Annotated in this window: 18 protein-coding genes; all 18 read right to left on the bottom strand. The window is 44.3% G+C overall.

The annotated features are described in order from the left end of the window. Nucleotides 1-7: 7 nt before the first annotated feature. Nucleotides 8-2,401, bottom strand: coding sequence for a DNA translocase FtsK (locus BEP19_RS09175; RefSeq protein WP_245983440.1), 2,394 nt, complete (start codon nt 2,399-2,401; stop codon nt 8-10). 111 nt (nt 2,402-2,512) lie between these two features. Beyond that, on the bottom strand, nt 2,513-2,734 hold the full coding sequence (locus tag BEP19_RS09170) for a YlzJ-like family protein (protein WP_120189571.1): 222 nt from the start codon (nt 2,732-2,734) through the stop codon (nt 2,513-2,515). A 29-nt stretch (nt 2,735-2,763) separates the two neighbouring features. Further along, entirely contained in the window at nt 2,764-3,561 is a 798-nt protein-coding gene (locus tag BEP19_RS09165) for a ClpP family protease (RefSeq protein ID WP_120189569.1), read from the bottom strand. A 120-nt stretch (nt 3,562-3,681) separates the two neighbouring features. After that, nucleotides 3,682-5,346 carry a ribonuclease J gene (locus BEP19_RS09160; protein WP_120189567.1) on the bottom strand — a complete coding sequence of 555 codons (1,665 nt, stop codon included), beginning with the start codon at nt 5,344-5,346 and terminating at the stop codon, nt 3,682-3,684. 209 nt (nt 5,347-5,555) lie between these two features. Continuing rightward, nucleotides 5,556-6,422: a 4-hydroxy-tetrahydrodipicolinate synthase gene (gene dapA, locus BEP19_RS09155; RefSeq protein WP_120189565.1), complete on the bottom strand. Its 867-nt coding sequence runs from the start codon at nt 6,420-6,422 to the stop codon at nt 5,556-5,558. 21 nt (nt 6,423-6,443) lie between these two features. Then, nucleotides 6,444-7,667, bottom strand: a complete 1,224-nt coding sequence (gene dapG / locus BEP19_RS09150; protein ID WP_120189563.1) for an aspartate kinase — start codon at nt 7,665-7,667, stop codon at nt 6,444-6,446. A 62-nt stretch (nt 7,668-7,729) separates the two neighbouring features. Continuing rightward, entirely contained in the window at nt 7,730-8,767 is a 1,038-nt protein-coding gene (locus BEP19_RS09145) for an aspartate-semialdehyde dehydrogenase (protein ID WP_120189561.1), read from the bottom strand. A gap of 27 nt (nt 8,768-8,794) precedes the next feature. Continuing rightward, nucleotides 8,795-9,394 carry a dipicolinate synthase subunit B gene (locus BEP19_RS09140; protein WP_120189559.1) on the bottom strand — a complete coding sequence of 200 codons (600 nt, stop codon included), beginning with the start codon at nt 9,392-9,394 and terminating at the stop codon, nt 8,795-8,797. Further along, a complete protein-coding gene (gene dpaA / locus BEP19_RS09135) occupies nt 9,391-10,290 on the bottom strand; it encodes a dipicolinic acid synthetase subunit A (protein ID WP_120189558.1) in 900 nt (299 codons plus the stop codon). The genes BEP19_RS09140 and dpaA overlap by 4 nt, the downstream gene beginning before the upstream one ends. A gap of 154 nt (nt 10,291-10,444) precedes the next feature. After that, on the bottom strand, nt 10,445-10,699 hold the full coding sequence (locus tag BEP19_RS09130) for a YlmC/YmxH family sporulation protein (RefSeq protein ID WP_120189556.1): 255 nt from the start codon (nt 10,697-10,699) through the stop codon (nt 10,445-10,447). A gap of 183 nt (nt 10,700-10,882) precedes the next feature. Next, nucleotides 10,883-11,335, bottom strand: a complete 453-nt coding sequence (gene dut, locus BEP19_RS09125) for a dUTP diphosphatase (protein ID WP_120189555.1) — start codon at nt 11,333-11,335, stop codon at nt 10,883-10,885. Nucleotides 11,336-11,357: 22 nt separating this feature from the next. Further along, nucleotides 11,358-12,620 carry a M16 family metallopeptidase gene (locus BEP19_RS09120; protein ID WP_120189553.1) on the bottom strand — a complete coding sequence of 421 codons (1,263 nt, stop codon included), beginning with the start codon at nt 12,618-12,620 and terminating at the stop codon, nt 11,358-11,360. Between the two features lie 84 nt (nt 12,621-12,704). Beyond that, the gene (locus BEP19_RS09115) at nt 12,705-13,676 is read right to left on the bottom strand and encodes a polysaccharide deacetylase family protein (RefSeq protein ID WP_120189551.1); all 972 of its coding nucleotides are present in this window, start codon (nt 13,674-13,676) and stop codon (nt 12,705-12,707) included. Nucleotides 13,677-13,885: 209 nt separating this feature from the next. Continuing rightward, a complete protein-coding gene (gene pnp, locus BEP19_RS09110; protein ID WP_120189550.1) occupies nt 13,886-16,015 on the bottom strand; it encodes a polyribonucleotide nucleotidyltransferase in 2,130 nt (709 codons plus the stop codon). A gap of 185 nt (nt 16,016-16,200) precedes the next feature. After that, nucleotides 16,201-16,470: a 30S ribosomal protein S15 gene (rpsO, locus tag BEP19_RS09105; protein WP_120189548.1), complete on the bottom strand. Its 270-nt coding sequence runs from the start codon at nt 16,468-16,470 to the stop codon at nt 16,201-16,203. 73 nt (nt 16,471-16,543) lie between these two features. Then, complete coding sequence (locus BEP19_RS09100; protein ID WP_245983439.1) at nt 16,544-16,741, bottom strand: hypothetical protein; 198 nt, start codon at nt 16,739-16,741, stop codon at nt 16,544-16,546. 27 nt (nt 16,742-16,768) lie between these two features. After that, nucleotides 16,769-16,999: a hypothetical protein gene (locus BEP19_RS09095; protein WP_120189544.1), complete on the bottom strand. Its 231-nt coding sequence runs from the start codon at nt 16,997-16,999 to the stop codon at nt 16,769-16,771. A 188-nt stretch (nt 17,000-17,187) separates the two neighbouring features. Then, nucleotides 17,188-18,120 carry a bifunctional riboflavin kinase/FAD synthetase gene (locus BEP19_RS09090; RefSeq protein WP_120189543.1) on the bottom strand — a complete coding sequence of 311 codons (933 nt, stop codon included), beginning with the start codon at nt 18,118-18,120 and terminating at the stop codon, nt 17,188-17,190. Nucleotides 18,121-18,152: the final 32 nt, after the last annotated feature.

Raw genomic sequence — 18,152 nt, 5'->3', positions numbered from 1 at the left:
CTATCCGTTAAGAAATATTTGTTTCTGTGTTTTGTATTAAAACTTCCCGCGGTTTACTGCCTTCAAATGGACCGACGATCTGATTTTCCTCCATCATATCGATCAAACGCGCGGCTCGCGTATAACCAATTCGAAAGCGTCTTTGCAAAAATGAGGCCGATGCTGTTTGAGCATCAATCACAAGTTTCACTGCATCTTCATATAAGTCGTCTTGAGGAATCGTCTCTTTTTGCATTGATGGTTCCGTCGGGATCATCTCTTCGTGGTAGCGGGCCGTTTGCTGTTCTTTCACAAAATCAACAACCGCCTCCACTTCTTGGTCAGACACAAAGGCGCCTTGAACCCGCACTGGCTTTGACGCGCCAACAGGAAGATAAAGCATGTCTCCTCTGCCTAGCAGTTTCTCCGCTCCACCCATATCGAGAATCGTTCTTGAATCTGTTACTGAAGAAACCCCGAAAGCGATTCTTGACGGAATGTTTGCTTTGATTACCCCAGTGATCACGTCAACGGATGGTCGCTGGGTGGCAATGATTAAATGAATTCCCGCAGCTCTAGCCATCTGGGCCAGGCGACAAATCGCATCTTCCACATCACTTGGGGCAACCATCATCAAGTCAGCCAACTCGTCAATAATGACGACAATGTGAGGTAGTGGATGGCCAGCTCCAGCTTGAACAACCATCTGATTATACAAATCAATGTTTCTCGTTCCGCTTTTTGCGAATAATTCATATCGCTTCTCCATCTCCACGACGACTTTCTTCAAAGCCATCGAGGCCCGACGCGGGTCGGTTACGACAGGGGAGAGTAAATGTGGAATTCCATTATACATATTCAATTCGACCATCTTCGGGTCGATCATCATTAACTTCACCTGATGCGGCTCTGCTTTAAAAATAATACTTGTAATAATCCCATTGATACAGACGCTTTTTCCACTGCCTGTCGCCCCTGCAACGAGTAAATGAGGCATTTTAGTTAAATCAGCGACAATCGGCTCCCCCGATATATCCCGTCCTAAAGCAACATGCAGTTTACCATCCGATTCTTGATAATTTGAACTTTCCAATACTTCGCGGAGTGTAACAATTGAAACTTCCCCATTTGGCACCTCGATCCCAATCGCTGATTTCCCTGGAATTGGCGCCTCCATCCGGATATCCTTCGCCGCTAAAGCAAGGGCGATATCATCTGACAGATTTACAATTCTGCTCACTTTCACGCCAACCGCAGGCTGCACTTCATAGCGTGTCACGGTGGGTCCCCGATGGATTTGCATGACGCGGGCCTGCACGCCGAAACTATTTAATGTCTGTTCCAATTTGCGGGCGTTTGATTGCATGTCCCGATATTCTTTCCCTTGTTGTTTCGTTTGACGCGGTTTCGTTAATAGCTGCAGCGTTGGCAATTCATAATTTTCAACAGGTTCCTCGGCTATAACTCCATTTTCATTGTTGCTGATTAACTCGACATCTTGAAGGCCTAAATCCTCATTCTTGTCCACAGGCGCTAATCGCTTTGACGGAGCAGGCGTTTTATCATTTATCTCCACCTGAAAATCCATTTCCTCTTGTTGATATGCTGTTTCCGCAAAATCATGAATAACAGGCCCGCTCTCTTCAACAGGAGGCGTGACAGTCTGTACTTCTTCTTTTTCGAAAACCTGAAGATCAACAGCCTGATAATCCGCGGTATCTGAGGCAGGCAGCGGAGCAGTCGTCTGTTCCCTTGCTTGATTCTTTTCGATGATTAACTGCCAAATTTCTTGCATTTTTTCGACGAATGCATTCTTTAGCGCCACTAAAGCTTGTTTTACCTTCGAAAATAGATTAACGTATGAAATCTGCAACAAAAGCATCAGACCGATTAAAAATGTAAAAATAGCAATGATAAATGTGCCTGTTCTTGCAAATAAGTAATAGCTTACGGCGAGACCAATGGCTCCGATCATGCCTCCGCCAATATCTGTTGTAGACGCTTGTCCTCTCTCAAGTTGCAACTTCTCTTGTAAAATTGCATCCCAAGAAATTCGAACGATATGTTGATCTGTAAATTTTCCTTGCGCTGTTAATTGATCAAATAAAAACAGATGATCTAATAACAATATGGAAAAAAACATAATGAACAGCCCAATCCATCTAGGCGCAAATAAGGCCGGCCATTGTCTTTTTATCATCATATAGAGGGCGTAAAACATTCCGATTAATGGAATTGTAAAATCCCATGTACCTGTAAAAAAACGGAATATCCACGAAAAAGTCTCTCCAAACCATCCATATCGAGATAGTGTAATTAGAAAGACAGCTAATAGGACAAGTCCATACAATTCAAAGACGATTGAACTCTTTAATTTATGCCCTGACGACTGTTTTCTTCTTCTCTTCTTTTTCGATGCCACTGACTTCTTCACCTCTCTATATAACACCGAAGGCAGCCTAATAGGCTGCCTCTTATTTACTATATTATACCACATGTCCCGTTGCCTTCATAGGAAGATTTAGGGATGCCCCTAGTTCGGTCGAAAATAGATCGTTTGTCCAGGTGAAAACTTCGGATTTAGGTAGTCCTGTGGATTTGGACTTAACAGACGAACGATCTTCGCTTCCGCTGATTGCGGATAATGTTCGACCACCATTTGCACACCGTCCACTTCTGTTTCGGTATATTGATAATCCACATTATCCATGTTCTTCATGATTGCTTCCATCGGCATCACAGAATAAATAATCATGCAAACGCTCCTTTAAAACGGAATCCCGCTTATTGCAGCATTCCATTTTCTTTATTTTCTTGAATCATTTCATTTAGTTTCTTCATCGCTTGAGCGATGCCTCCGACTTCATCAATCAATCCGGCTTCGACTGCCTTGCTTCCAACAATGTTTGTGCCCACATCCCGAGTCAATTCGCCTACTTTAAGCATCATTTGCCTAAATTCTTCTTCTTGAATTTTAGAATGTTCCACGACGAATTTAACGACCCGATCTTGCATCTTTTCCAAATATTCAAATGATTCAACGACGTTAATAACTAATCCAGTTAAGCGAACAGGATGAACGATCATCGTCGCTGAGGGAGCGATAAACGAATAGTCCGTAGAAACCGCGATCGGAACACCGATACTGTGTCCACCGCCAAGCACGAGTGATACTTTTGGCTTCGATAACGAAGAAATCATCTCTGCAATCGCTAATCCCGCTTCTACATCACCGCCAACTGTATTGAGCACGATTAACAACCCTTCAATTTTCGGGTTTTGTTCAATTGCCACTAATTGTGGAATTAAATGCTCATATTTAGTCGTTTTGTTTTGCGGCGGAAGCTGCAAATGACCTTCTATTTGTCCGATAATCGTCAAACATTGAATATTACTATCCGGACTTTGGGCCACACTCGTTTGCCCTAGTTGCTGGATCGTGTCCAAAACGCCTGGCTTTTTCCCTTCCTCGGCAGCGGGTAGTTCCGGTTGCGGTTCCTCTGATGCTTTAGGGGAATGATTTAACAATGGATTTCTCTGATCTGTATATTGCTTATTAAATTGACTCCAATCAAAAGTCATCTGATTCCCTCCAACTTAACGAATACTTTCCTTTGATTAGTATGTTCGTATTTTTGTTTATCATGTATGATAGGAATCCACGCAGCAAAAAGAGGTGTCCATTTGGACACCTCTCATTTTTTAAGCCTCCATAATTATAGGAAGGATCATCGGTCTGCGTCTTGTTTGATCATAGAGGAATCTACTAAGCGCATCTCGTACATTTGATTTCAAAGAAGACCATTCCTTCACTTGATCAGCATGACACTGAGCTAAAGTCTGGGAAACAAGTTGGTTCGCTTCATCCAACAATTCCTCGGATTCACGAACATAAACAAAACCTCGCGAGATGATGTTAGGTCCAGATAGGATCTTCCCTGTTCTTCTGCATAAAGTCACAACAATCACTAAAATGCCATCTTCGGAGAGCAACTTCCGATCACGCAACACAATATTGCCGACATCACCGACCCCCAAACCGTCGATCAACACTTGTCCGGCATGCACAGCGCCGCCCTGTCTCGCGTCTTGATCAACGATCTCAACCGTATCCCCATTATTAAGCAAGAAGATATTTCCTGGTAACACTCCGACTTGTTCAGCAATGCGGGCGTGGGCGCGCATCATCCTAAATTCGCCATGGACGGGAATAAAATATTTTGGTTTCATTAAATTTAACATTAACTTTAACTCTTCTTGTGAACCATGCCCCGAAACATGGATGTCTGGTCCATAGATAACGTCGGCGCCGATACGGAACAATTGATCAATCACCCGTCCGACATGCCGCTCGTTGCCTGGGATCGGCGTCGATGCAATCACGACCGTATCCCCTGGCATAACATCCGCTTTCCGATGCGCCGATCTTGCCATCCGATTAAGGGCGGACATCGGTTCCCCTTGACTTCCTGTCGCTAAAATAACGATCTGATCAACCGGGAGCCTTTGGATTTCCTCCGGTTCAAGTAGAATATCATTTTCGAATTGCAGGTAGCCAAGCTCATGAGCGATTTTCGTTACGTTTTTCATACTTTTACCAACGATCGCTACCTTTCTGCCAAAACGAGCCGCCGCATCGAACACTTGCTGAATCCGATGAATATTAGAAGCGAACGTTGCAAAAATAATTCTGCCCGTGGCATGACTAAACACCCGCCCAATCGCTTGTCCAACCTCCCACTCCGAACCGGTAAAGCCTGGTTTATCCGCGTTTGTGCTGTCGGATAGTAGCGCAAGCACACCTTCATCTCCCAACCGACTCATCGCCGCAAAATCCGAACTATTTCGATCAACAGGCGTTTGGTCAAACTTAAAGTCTCCTGTATAAACAACTTTCCCCTCAGGTGTATCGATGCACACCCCCAAGGAATCAGGAATACTGTGCGTTGTTCGGAAGAAACTGGCCTTCAAATATTGAAAGCTCACTTTTGAATGAGAGTCCACCACATGTAGTGTCGTGTTTCTTAAAATACCCGCTTCCCGTAACTTTCCTTTTATCAAACCGACCGTGAGTTTACTGGCATACACAGGAACATTTATATTTTTAAGAAAGTAGGATAGCCCGCCAATATGGTCTTCGTGACCATGGGTGATTAGCACCCCTTTCACCTTCTCCTTATGCTCCATTAAATAACTAATATCGGGGATCACTAAATCAATGCCGAGCATTCCCGCATCAGGAAATTTAAGTCCCGCGTCAATCACGAGAATTTCATTGTCATATTGAACCACGTACATGTTCTTGCCTATTTCGCCAACGCCGCCCAATGCGAATATAGACAAAACTTTGTTGTCATGTTTTAACAACTTGATACCTCCTTTCCTTCTTGACTCCTTATTTAGTTGTCAGTAGTTCCAACTTAACCGAACGAGTCACTTAGAATTAATTATACATGAATGGACTTTTAATGAAAAGCAGATTTGTTAGTGGTGACGAATCCAACACAGATCAGCCTGCTCGTCATGTTTAAGACACAAAAAACAGCAGCGTCATCGATGCGCGCTGCTGTTTTTCCTTAGGTAAATAATGAATCGATAAATTTGGCTTCTTCTTCTGTCACGGACACGAGTGGAAGTCGCACAGATCCAACGGAAACACCCTGTTTTTCTAATGCATATTTTACTGGAACTGGATTCGCTGTAATAAATAGTCCTTCAAAGACTGGCATATATTTACGATGCAATGTCGCCGCTTTTTCAACTTGACCGGCAACATACGCTTCGATCATTTCTTTTAATTGATTACCAACAACGTGGCTTGAAACACTCACAACACCGTAACCGCCGACGCTAAGTGTAGGCAACGCCAATTTATCGTCTCCCGAATACACTTTAAATCCTGCGGGTGACTTCTCAACCAGTTCAGAAACTGCGGATAAATCACCGCTCGCTTCTTTCACAGAGGTAATATTATCAACTTCCGCTAAACGCAAAATCGTCTCAACCTCAATATTAATAGCCGACCTGCCAGGAATATTGTAAATCATCACAGGCAGCGCGGTCGATTTCGCAATCGTTTTAAAGTGCTGATAAAGTCCCTCTTGCGAAGGTTTATTATAGTAAGGCGCGACAAGCATCAACCCGTCTACTCCCGCCGCCTCGGCTTGTTGAGATAATTCGATGGAAGCCTTCGTATTGTTGCTGCCAGTGCCCGCGATGACTTTTGCCCTGCCAGCGGCGCGCTCTGCGACTCGCTTAAAAAGCGCTACCTTTTCCGCTCCGCTTAGCGTCGGAGACTCTCCCGTTGTCCCCGCGACAACAATCGTATCCGTACCTGTTTCTATTAGATGGTCCACAAGTTTATCTACTTGATCATAATCAATTTCTAATTCATCGTTAAATGGTGTAACCATAGCTGTTAATAATCGTCCAAAATCAACCAACTATTAGCCCCTCCTTCATCTCTAGTTTGATACCTTGTGCAGATTGAATTTATGATGCAAAGCTCGAAGAGCTCGATTCGTGTCATCATTTTTCACAAGTACCCATATCGTTGTGTGAGAATCAGCGCACTGCAAAATTTGAATATCTTTCTCATTCAGCGCTTCCGTAATCTGAGCCATCACACCAGGCACTCCCGCCATACCTGCCCCAATTAACGAAACTTTGGCGCAGCGCGGGATCACTTTCGGCTCATAACCCATCTCTCTTAAAATATGGACGGCCTTTTCAGTGTACGCGTCTCTAACCGTGTAAGCAACGCCAATCGGATTTACATTGATGAAATCTACACTAATTTCATGTTCAGCCATCGCTTTAAACACGCTCAACTGTAAGTCGTACTGTCCCTCTTTGGCATACACTTTGATTTGCGTAATGTTTGAGATATGGGCAATGCCCGTAATCAAACGCTCGGCTACTCCTTTGCCCCGTTCTAATTCAGATCGATGGGTGACAAGGGTGCCCAACCCATTCGTAAACGTCGAACGAATCCGAATCGGAATATTCCCCTGCATCGCCAGCTCTACAGCCCGAGGATGAATCACCTTGGCGCCTTGATAAGCCATATTCGCTATTTCAGTATATGTTACCATCTCAAGCTGTTGGGCTTCTTCAACAATCTGCGGATCGGCTGTCATGACTCCGCTAACATCTGTAAAAATATCTACTCTTTCTGCTTGCAAAGCGACACCCAGCGCCGTTGCGGTCGTGTCGCTTCCGCCTCGCCCGAGTGTCGTGATTTCCCACTCCAGCGTTCTACCTTGGAAGCCAGTTACAACGACGACCTTATAATCTTGCAATGCTTGCCGCAAACGGTCTGGCTCTACTTTTTGAATTTGGGCATTGCCAAACTCGCGATTGGTTATAATCCCAGCTTGCCCTCCCGTAAACACCGTTGTTGGTATCTGCTTCTGGTTGAGCATACTTGCCAAAGTCGTCGCTGAGATCACCTCGCCGCAGTGAAGCAATAAATCTAGATCCTTCGCTTCTAAAGCTGATCCGTGCTCATTCATCCATGTCAGCAACGTATCTGTTGCGTAAGGCTGTCCTTGTCTGCCCATGGCTGATACGACCACACAAACAGCATACCCTTCTTCAATAGCCGAACGGATTTGACCAATGGCTTCCTCTCTTCCTTCCAATGAAGAAAGAGAGGAACCGCCAAATTTTTGCACAAGAGTTTTCATTATTCTTCATACTCCCTTGCCAGATTCATTGTAGGGAACATGCTTAGATTCGATCGTTTATTTTATTTTTCGGCGACTAAATTTTCAGCGATTTGCACAGCGTTCCAAGCAGCGCCTTTAATTAGGTTATCACATACAACCCACATGTGCAGGCCATTCGAATAAGATAGATCCTTTCTAATTCGACCGACAAATACCTCTTTCTTACCTGCCGCGTCCGTCGCTAATGGGTAGGCTTGCTCCGCTGGCTGATCCACTACAGTAATCCCTTCAAAATTCGTTAACAACTCTTTCACATCTTCTACTTCAAATGGCTTTTTCGTTTCGATGTATACAGATTCAGAGTGTCCAAAAAGAACCGGTACTCTGACGCAGGTCGCCGCGACTTTGATCTGATCATCACCGAATATTTTCTTTGTTTCATTGATCATTTTCATTTCTTCCGCTGTGAAGCCGTTGTCTTCAAACACGTCAATTTGCGGAATCGCATTGAATGCCATTGGATGTTTTTTAGGCAATGAACCGACCGGTAAGATCTCGCCCTTCACTTCTTTTCCAGCTAATGCCGCCTCGGTTTGATTTTTCAAATCATCGATTGCTCGGCTGCCTGCCCCAGATACAGCTTGATAGGTAGAAACAACGATTCGGTCCAGTCCATATTCATCCAGCAACGGCTTTAAAGCCACAACCATTTGAATTGTGGAACAATTCGGATTAGCGATGATCCCTTTGTGTTCTTTCGCGTGATCCATGTTCACTTCTGGCACAACCAGCGGCACCTCTGGATCCATCCGATAAGCGCTTGTATTGTCGATCACAACAGCCCCGCGTTTTACGGCTTCATTCGCTAACGCTTTACTGACGCTGCCGCCCGCGCTGAAGAGGGCGATATCAACTCCTTCAAAACTTTCTGGAGTCGCCTCTTCAATCGTGACGGTTTCCCCTTTAAACGTGAGCGTGGCCCCTGCGGATCTTGCTGAGGAGAGACATTTTAATTTTCCAATCGGAAAATTACGTTCTTCAAGTAAACCCAAAATTTGAGTTCCTACTGCGCCTGTTGCTCCCACTAATGCTACATTATAAGTCTTTGAATTCGACATGATCTTCTCTCCTTTATAGACTCTTTTCTAATTCATATATTTGAATTTTTCTACGACGACAGGTTGCAGCTGTTTCCCTTCTAGCGCCATCTCACAAGTTTCCTTGATCAATTCCATACGCGCAACTAATGATTTCGGCTTTTTCTCGGGCGAATCCTGCCCAAATGGAACAAAGTAAATATCTTTTGAAGCCATTAGCTTTGCAATATTTGCAAGGTTCAGCCCCAATCCATCATTTGTGGAAATCGCAACAACGACTGGACGGTGTGTCCGCATCGTTGCTTTCGCCGCCATTAAGACAGGGCTATCAGTCAACGCATTAGCAAGTTTGCTCGTTGAACCTCCCGTCATCGGCGCAATCACCATAATATCTAACGGATTTTTTGGCCCTAGGGGCTCTGCGTCCACAATCGTAGAAATTATTTGATGACCTGTAATATCTCGAAGTTGTTGTAACCAGTCTTTCGCATTTCCGAAATACGTATCGGTCGTAGCGACTGTATGGCTAATAATCGGAATCACTTCCGCCCCCGCATCAACCAATGTTTGAACCTGCGGCATGATTTCTTCTAATGTGCAATGTGATCCCGTGACACCAAATCCAATTCTTTTTCCTGTTAATTTCATGATGTTCCCTCCCGATTTGCCAAATGCTTAGTGACCAGCCTACACAATGTGTTTGCTATGATCTGGCCTGCTGTTTTAGGCGCAACTATTCCAGGCAAACCAGGCGCTAGCAAGGCTTTAATCCCTCTTTTTTCGGCATATCGAAAGTCTGTTCCTCCAGGTTTGGAAGCAAGATCAATAATTAGCGTATCATGCGGCATGCGGGCGATAACTTGCTCGGTAAGCATCATTTTCGGAATCGTATTGTAAACAATATCAGCGTCAACGACTTGGTCCGCTAGACCCCCCAGCTCAAAAGGAGTTAATCCCATTTCGAAAATTCTAGCTAAATCTTTAGGGTTTCTAGCGCCTACCTTCACTCGAGCTCCTAATGCATGGAGAGCTCGAGCCATAGACATTCCGACGCGGCCAAGGCCGAGCACGATGCTAGTAGATCCATGAATCGTAATGTCCGTATTCTGAATGGCCATCATCAAGGCCCCTTCAACGGTAGGTATCGAATTATAAATGGCGACGTCATCTCGATCAAGGATTTCAGTTAATCTTAATTGATTGGCCGCGCATTGCTCTTTTAAAAAGGGTTTCGCGATTCCGGTATAAATTGAAACGTTCGGATTCATCGCCTCAAAATGATCGGCAGTTAAAGTGATGGAATTTGAACAGAAAATACTTTCCACATTTCCTTTTTCGTCTGTTCCGACGATCGGTAAAATGAGCGTATCTGTATCCCTAAGCACGTCGAGAGATAACTCTTTTTTAACTGCGCCAGTGAAATTGCTTTCCAGATTATCAAACCCTATCAACGTGACCGATGCATCCAATTCAATAAACTTTTTAATCACTTCGAGTTGGCGAGCATCTCCTCCGATGAAGGTAGCCTGAATTCCTGTAAACATGTAGCAGTTAACCCCTTTCAACAGTTTACTACAGGGAAGCGCTCTTTGAAAGTAGCAAACTCATGGTTTATATTGAAATTGGTTTGCTGGAATTCGTTGCGTTCTACCCCCATCCTATGTAGAGGCCTATGAATCCGTTACAGCGTTTCAAACACTAAGAACCCGCCCGACCTCTTTCCTTTAATTCTACAATGATCATATCTGGTCCAACTTTTTTTATCGAGCGCCAAGGAATCACAACATCATTTCTTCGACGACGGAAACCCAAAATTGATCCGCCTGGTAAAATGATGGACTCAATTTGCCCTGTTTCGGGGTCGATCACAAGATCTGAATGCCCCAGAGCTCCCATTCGTTCCCCATTATCTAAATCGATGACTTCTTTCCCGCTAAACTTGCTAAATCGCATTCCGATCCGTCCTTTCTAGCATTGTGAGCGCAAACCCTCGCACTGGAAGATATGCTTGTAAGATGAAAAAAAGTACCTTCTATACAGAAAGTACCTTTAGACAGAGGGCTGACGCCGCAACAAAACCGTGTAGACTTCAAGGAGCTTACAGCTTCGGCTTAGATCCTCCCAATTGATGATAAATTAAACCCCAGTGTGTCCAAACCCGCCGGCGCCGCGCTCAGTAGGCGGCAGCGCATCGCTCTCATTTAAGGTAACGATGGGCAACCACTGGATTACCATTTGAGCGATCCGATCACCGCGTTCAATGACAAACGGATTCTCTCCATGATTGATTAAGATTACGCCAACTTCCCCGCGGTAATCAGCGTCAATCGTGCCTGGAGCATTGAGGCAAGTTACCCCTTGCTTCAATGCCAATCCGCTGCGTGGTCGGATTTGGGCTTCCATACTCGACGGCAGCGCAAGGGCAAAGCCGGTTGGGATTAACACCCGTTCACCCGGCATTAACTGAACCGCTTTCCGAACAGCCGCATACAGATCAAAACCCGCAGCGGTCTCCGACATTTTTTTTGGAAGTGAGATGTCCTCGTTTCCAGGCAACTTCATAATCTGAATATTCACTTGCTGTTGCAAAACATGTCACCTATCTTTCTAACTAACTTAACAGATCCTTTTGATTAAAGGTTGCTGGCAGTTGCTCAAACGGACTTACCAAGGCGATTGACATCTTATTGTCCAACACTTTAAAGATTGTGCTTCGGACATGTTCTAAGCTGACCTGATCAACCCGCTCCAAAATTTCATCGAGCGTAAGATGTTTGCCAAGCAACAATTCGTTTTTACCCAATCGGCTCATTCGACTATTGGTACTCTCCAAACTTAACATTAAACTTCCTTTTAATTGTTCTTTGCCTTTTTTCAATTCGTCCGCGCTCATCCCATCCCGCTTCAATTGCTGTAACGTGGAGGTAATTACCTTGTACATTTCCTCCAACTGGTGAGGCGCCGTACCCGCATAGACGGTAAACATCCCATTGTCTTTAAACGATGAATGATAGGAAAATACAGAATAGGCGAGTCCTCGTTGTTCGCGCACTTCTTGAAACAGGCGTGAACTCATGCTTCCTCCTAAAATGTTGTTCGTCAAAATAAGCGAATAAATATCTTCATTCCCAATTTCTAACCCAGGGAAAGCAAGGCATAGATGCGCTTGTTCCGTTTCCTTCTGTCTAATGCGGACCGTCGAATCAAAATCGCGCGCATCTAGCGCTCCACTCGACGGCTTTAGTTCCCTTGAAAAGGTTGAAAAGTAACTTTGGATCGAATCTAACAATTGATCGCTTACATTTCCAGCGGCGGTAATGACCAAGTTTGAGGGTGTATAACGTTGCTCTACATAGTCAATAAGCGTATCCCGCGTAAACGTGTTCAACACATCTTCCGTCCCAAGAATGCTATACCCAAGCGGATTATTTTGAAAACTCGCCTTTGCAATCAAATCATGAACAAGATCATCTGGCGTATCATCATACATCTTTATTTCTTCAATCACGACTTTTCGTTCTTTCGTAATTTCTTCCTCATCAAAAGTTGAATGGAAAAACATATCCGCTAATATATCGAGCGCCAGCGGAGCGTGTTCGTCCAAGATACGAGCATAATAACATGTATATTCTTTAGAGGTGAACGCATTCACATGTCCCCCGATATGATCGAACGATTCGGCTATCTCTTTCGCAGATCGCGATTTCGTTCCCTTGAAAAGCATGTGTTCAGTAAAATGTGATATTCCATTGTTTCCTGCTTCTTCATGGCGGGAACCTGTACCTACCCATATCCCTAAAGCAACAGATCGAACTGTTGGGATCTTCTCAACAATGACGCGAACCCCATTATCAAGGGTGTATTTTTCGATCACGAGTGAAAGCCTCCTTAAAAAACCTATACGATTAAAAAGCATCTAATTTTTGACAATATATCTACTATATCAGAATGTTGAACCCTACTCAATAGTGTAAATTCGTTTTGAAGAGAGCAGTTCACTCACCGTTCCGACTTTTAATTTTTTTGCTTTGGCCGCCTCAATCATCTTCGGTAAAGCAATCGCGGATTCCTTCGTGGGATGCATCAGGATTAAGCTGCCGTTAGCCAACTGCGGGTTAATTCGATCAAGAATGACACTTGGGGCGGGTTTGCGCCAGTCGATTGTATCGAGCGTCCACAAGATCGTGTACATTCCCTCTTGCGCGGCCATCTGCACCGTTCGATCATCAAACGATCCTGAGGGGGGCGCGAACAATGTCGGTTTCACACCAAGTTCTTTTTGCAATACTTCATTTGTTTTCGTAATTTCCAGGCGAATTCTGTTTAATGAAATATCGGCCATTTTCGGATGCGAATAGGCATGGCTGCCGATTTCATGGCCCGCCTCTTTGATTTTCCTCGCCTCGTCCGGATATTTGTTTACCCATGACCCATCCAAGAAAAAGGTTGACTTCACTTTATAGCGGTCCAACGTTTCCAAAATGGAAGGCAGATGCTCATTACCCCATGCGACATTAATCATAAAACTGATAATCGGTTTCTCCGCATTTCCGCGATAAATGGGCGATGGTTTTAAATCAGATAAGACGACAGTTGGTTTTACTTCTTCAAAAACAACGGCCTCATCATCCCATTTACCCCGTTTACCTAGATTCTCGATCGATGCCTCTATATCTAATTTTAGTCCGTCATACCCAGGAATGGCCTTCCAAACGGGATCAATGCGGGCGTCAATTGGCTTAAGATCATGTTTGCTTTTCAACTCCTCCAACTTTTCAATCCACTCCGCTTGCTGGATCGGAGCGACAACGGGTTGTCCTTTCACACTCGCGATATATTGATCAATCGTAGGGGAATTAAATAAATATAAAAATAGCAAAAGAAATAGGCCGCCCATTAAAACTTGGGACTGCGCTCTTCTCTTGTTCATCCCAACCGCCTCCAATGCCCATTTTTTCCATTGGTACAAGGTATGACAGTCTTGTTTCAAGTATGTATAAGAATGCGGCTCAACTAAAAAAACCTCCATGAACATTTTTCATCGAGGTTTTTACAAGCAAAAAAAGCTTCTAATCTCGAAGCTTTTTCAATTCCTATGTTGTTTTTAGAGAGGTTTCGGACAAGTCCGAAAGGAAAACTTTACTTCGAAACTTTCGTTTCCGTTCGTTTTCCTTCCGCGTCCTCTTTGCTTTCACGCTCTTCTTTTAATAATGCCTTACGCGATAAATTCACGCGACCTTGGTTATCTATTTCAACAACCTTAACCATGATCTGATCGCCAACCTCAACGATGTCTTCTACTTTATTAACACGCTCTTCCGCTAGTTGAGAAATGTGAACGAGCCCTTCCTTGCCGCTAAACACTTCGACAAAGGCGCCAAACTTTTCGACTCTCTTGACGGTGCCTAAGTAGACTTGTCCAACAGCTACTTCGCGCACAAGATCCTCAATGATTTGTGTTGCTTTATTGTTCATTGTTTCATCTACTGATGCGATAAAAATTCTGCCATCCTGTTCAATATCAATTTTAACGCCCGTTTCTTCAATGATCTTGTTGATGATCTTTCCGCCTGGGCCAATTACATCGCGAATTTTATCGGGATCGATTTTCATCGTTGTAATTTTAGGCGCGAACGGGGATAACTGTTCCCTTGGGGCTGTGATCGCTTCTTGCATCTTGTCTAAAATGTGCATACGGCCTTCTTTTGCTTGTTGCAACGCTTGTTCCAAAATAGCGCGATCGATTCCTTCAATTTTGATATCCATCTGTAAGGCTGTAATCCCTTGACGCGTACCCGCAACTTTAAAGTCCATATCGCCAAGGTGATCTTCCAGACCAAGGATATCAGATAAGATCGCAACGTTCCCGCCTTCTTTAACAAGTCCCATTGCTATCCCAGCGACAGGCGCTTTAATCGGAACACCAGCATCCATCATCGCCAAGACGCTAGCGCAGATACTTGCTTGCGAACTTGAACCATTTGACTCTAGGACTTCAGAGACAAGGCGAATCGTATATGGGAATTCTTCTTCCGAAGGGATAACGGGTTCTAACGCTCTTTCACCTAGCGCCCCATGTCCAATCTCACGTCTTCCAGGCGCCCGCAAAGGTCTTGCTTCACCGACACTAAATGGCGGGAAGTTATAATGGTGCATAAAACGCTTCGTCTCTTCGATACCAAGACCATCTAGGATCTGCACATCGCCTAACGCTCCAAGCGTACAAATGCTCATCGCTTGTGTTTGACCCCGTGTAAACAATCCAGATCCATGCGTTCTCGGCAACAAGTTAACCTCAGAGCAAATCGAACGAATCTCTTCTATTGAACGACCATCTGGGCGAACCTTCTCCTCCGTAATCAGACGACGAACCTCTTCCTTCACAATCGTCTGGATCACTTCTGAAATGGCCTTTTCTTGTTCTGGGAACTGTTCCGCAAAATGCTCCTTTGCTTCCTCATCAATCGCATCGATCGCCTCTTGACGGGCATGCTTCTCTTCAATCTTAATGGCTTCAATTAGACGATCTTTTGCAAACGTATGAACGGCCTGATCAATCTCCTCATCCACACCGTGTAAAACAACATTCATTTTCGGTTTACCAATCTTCGCCTGGATGTCTTCAACAAAGCTAACAATCGAACGAATGTGATCATGACCGAACATAATTGCCTCCAACATGACCTCCTCAGAGACTTCTTCAGCCCCCGCTTCCACCATGTTGATTGCTTCTTTCGTTCCAGCTACGACAAGATGAATATCACTTTGCGTAAGCTGTTCAATCGTCGGATTCAGCACGAATTCGCCGTCAATCCGTCCAACAATCACTCCACCGATCGGCCCGCTAAACGGAACATCAGAAATAGATAACGCCGCGGACGTTCCAATCATTGCCGCAATCTCGGAGGAACAATCTTGATCAACTGACATTACAACATTCACAACTTGCACTTCATTACGGAAACCTTCTGGGAAAAGCGGGCGAATCGGGCGATCGATCAAACGACTTGCTAAAATTGCTTTTTCGCTGGGTCTGCCCTCTCTCTTAATGAACCCCCCTGGAATTTTCCCGACAGCATACAGACGTTCTTCATAGTTAACCGTTAATGGGAAAAAGTCTAAATGGGATGGATCGTTTGATGCGGTCACAGTCGACAACACAACCGTATCACCATAACGCACTAATACCGACGCATTCGCTTGTTTGGCCACTTTTCCATATTCGATGGTCAATTTACGACCACCTAACTCGTATTCAAAAATCTCCATGATAGTGCCTCCCTTCATTTCTATTATCATATAAGCACTTCTTCATTAAGCTAGTATTTCCTGCTAACCCAAAAATTAAAGAGGAAATCGTTCATTTCACTTTATTAGCTAAAAAACTGGCTGATTAGCCATTTTCCTCCAGTCACTGCAACAACAGAAAAAGCGGGGATTTCCCCGCTTTTGTTCTATCGACGCAAACCAAGCTTATTGATTAAATCACGGTAACGAGTCACATCGGAATTTCTTAAGTAGTTCAACAAATTACGGCGTTGTCCTACCATTTTAAGAAGCCCGCGGCGAGAATGGTGATCCTTCTTATGCTCGCGCAAGTGCTCATTCAGATAGTTAATCTTTTCCGTGAGGATAGCAACTTGTACTTCAGGAGAACCTGTATCGGACTCGTGAGTACGAAATTCTTCAATCAACTGTAACTTTCGTTCTTGTGTCAATGCCATCCTTCTTCACCTCCTTTAAATAATCCCCATAGCCTAGATCCATCGTCGGTGCGCTCGATCATCCAAGCTAAGGTTACTTGCCAATCACGGTAATGACCAGACGTCCTTTCGCAATGTCCTTAACCACCATATCATATGTCCTGCCAGCGTGAGACGAAAACCCGCGAAATCGGGTAGCGACTGGAATCGTTCCTGGAATGGATTTAGCTTGGCGGATGATGTCTTGTACCGAAATACGTTGTTGTCGCTGTTCGCGCAGTCTTTGTTTCACATGCGATGTTATGATCACATGCATGGACTACGGAGATAATAACTCTTCCCCAGCTTCAGGTTGAACCTGTTCTAAGTATATCGAAAACAAACTATCCTGAAATGCAATGCGGGTTGCATCTCTTAATCCATTCCTCCGATAGATTCTAGACATTTCTTTATGGAGTTTCTTAAATTCATTGCTACAACAAATCGTAGCTACGTGTTGGCATAACAGACTAAGACGCCGATCATAATCATCGGCCTTCGGTAATTCCAAACCGATCGCTCCCTTTCAGGTTGATGTTCAAATGAACTCTCATTCAACAAGGTTGCTAACTATGAAATTACCACGAATAGTGTAACATAATAACATGAGCAAGTAAATGTTTGCTACTGAGATTTTCAATAACATTCCTATGAGGTTCACAGGAATGTTATGACACCCTGTAAAAAGTTGTTTCCCTCTCAACATTCCGTTCGTTTTTGCTTTGCATAGGCTACATCGAGCTGAATCTGGGCGACCAATTGGTCCACACCCGCAAATTTTTGCTCCTCCCGAATAAAAAAGAGAAAATCAACTTTAATCTCCCGTTCATAGAGATCTCCGTTGAAGTCGAACAGATGAGCTTCAAGACTTTTTTCTATTTTTTCATGCTCGAAAGTCGGTTTAATTCCAATATTCATGACGCCAAAATAGTTCTGATCGTCAACAGAAACATTGACGCCATAAACGCCCGTTTTTGGAATGAGATAAGGATCATCAAGCTGCAGATTGGCGGTTGGAAAACCAATTTGCCTGCCTCTCTTTTCCCCGTGGATGACTCGGCCTTGAACACGATAAGGACGCCCTAAAAAATCATTTGCTTCCTCCACGCGTCCACCATACAGATATTCTCGGATCATCGTGCTGCTTACTTTTTCCCCTAACAGCGCGATCGGAGAAATGACATCTACTTCATACCGTCCTTCGCTCAATTCTTTCAACGTGTACGCCGTCCCTTTGCCCTTATAACCAAACGTATAATCGAATCCGACAACAAGCTGACGGGCTTGAAGCGGAATTAAAAATTCATTCACGAATTCTTCAGGATAAATAGAGGAGAAAGGGATATCAAAATGAACAACATAGGCTCGCTGTACGCCAAGCTGTTTAAACAAAGCTAGCTTCGCTTCCAGCGGTGTTAAATAGCGCGTGTATCCGCTCTGTCCTAATATTTCTCGCGGATGGGGATGAAACGTCATAACCGCGGACATGACTTCCTTTTGCTTGGCTTTGTCAATTGCCATTTGAATGACACGACGGTGCCCTTGGTGCACACCATCAAAATAGCCAATCGCCATCACATTCGGTTCGAATTGTCCCTCTTTCAGCGGATATTGTAAATGTTCAATGATCATATCAATCCCCCCTGACTGCTCTTCTTTGTTTC

It is taken from the genome of Ammoniphilus oxalaticus (assembly GCF_003609605.1).
Taxonomy (GTDB): domain Bacteria; phylum Bacillota; class Bacilli; order Aneurinibacillales; family RAOX-1; genus Ammoniphilus; species Ammoniphilus oxalaticus.
This window is presented reverse-complemented; position numbering and strand designations above follow the sequence as displayed.

Coding starts and splice junctions, on each gene's coding strand:
- BEP19_RS09170 (WP_120189571.1), bottom strand. CDS start 2,734: ATGATTATTTATTCTGTGATGCCGATGGAAGCAATCATGAAGAACATG.
- BEP19_RS09165 (WP_120189569.1), bottom strand. CDS start 3,561: ATGACTTTTGATTGGAGTCAATTTAATAAGCAATATACAGATCAGAGA.
- dapG (WP_120189563.1), bottom strand. CDS start 7,667: ATGAAAACTCTTGTGCAAAAATTTGGCGGTTCCTCTCTTTCTTCATTG.
- BEP19_RS09145 (WP_120189561.1), bottom strand. CDS start 8,767: ATGTCGAATTCAAAGACTTATAATGTAGCATTAGTGGGAGCAACAGGC.
- BEP19_RS09140 (WP_120189559.1), bottom strand. CDS start 9,394: ATGAAATTAACAGGAAAAAGAATTGGATTTGGTGTCACGGGATCACAT.
- dpaA (WP_120189558.1), bottom strand. CDS start 10,290: ATGTTTACAGGAATTCAGGCTACCTTCATCGGAGGAGATGCTCGCCAA.
- BEP19_RS09130 (WP_120189556.1), bottom strand. CDS start 10,699: ATGCGATTTAGCAAGTTTAGCGGGAAAGAAGTCATCGATTTAGATAAT.
- BEP19_RS09115 (WP_120189551.1), bottom strand. CDS start 13,676: ATGAACAAGAGAAGAGCGCAGTCCCAAGTTTTAATGGGCGGCCTATTT.
- pnp (WP_120189550.1), bottom strand. CDS start 16,015: ATGGAGATTTTTGAATACGAGTTAGGTGGTCGTAAATTGACCATCGAA.
- rpsO (WP_120189548.1), bottom strand. CDS start 16,470: ATGGCATTGACACAAGAACGAAAGTTACAGTTGATTGAAGAATTTCGT.
- BEP19_RS09090 (WP_120189543.1), bottom strand. CDS start 18,120: ATGATCATTGAACATTTACAATATCCGCTGAAAGAGGGACAATTCGAA.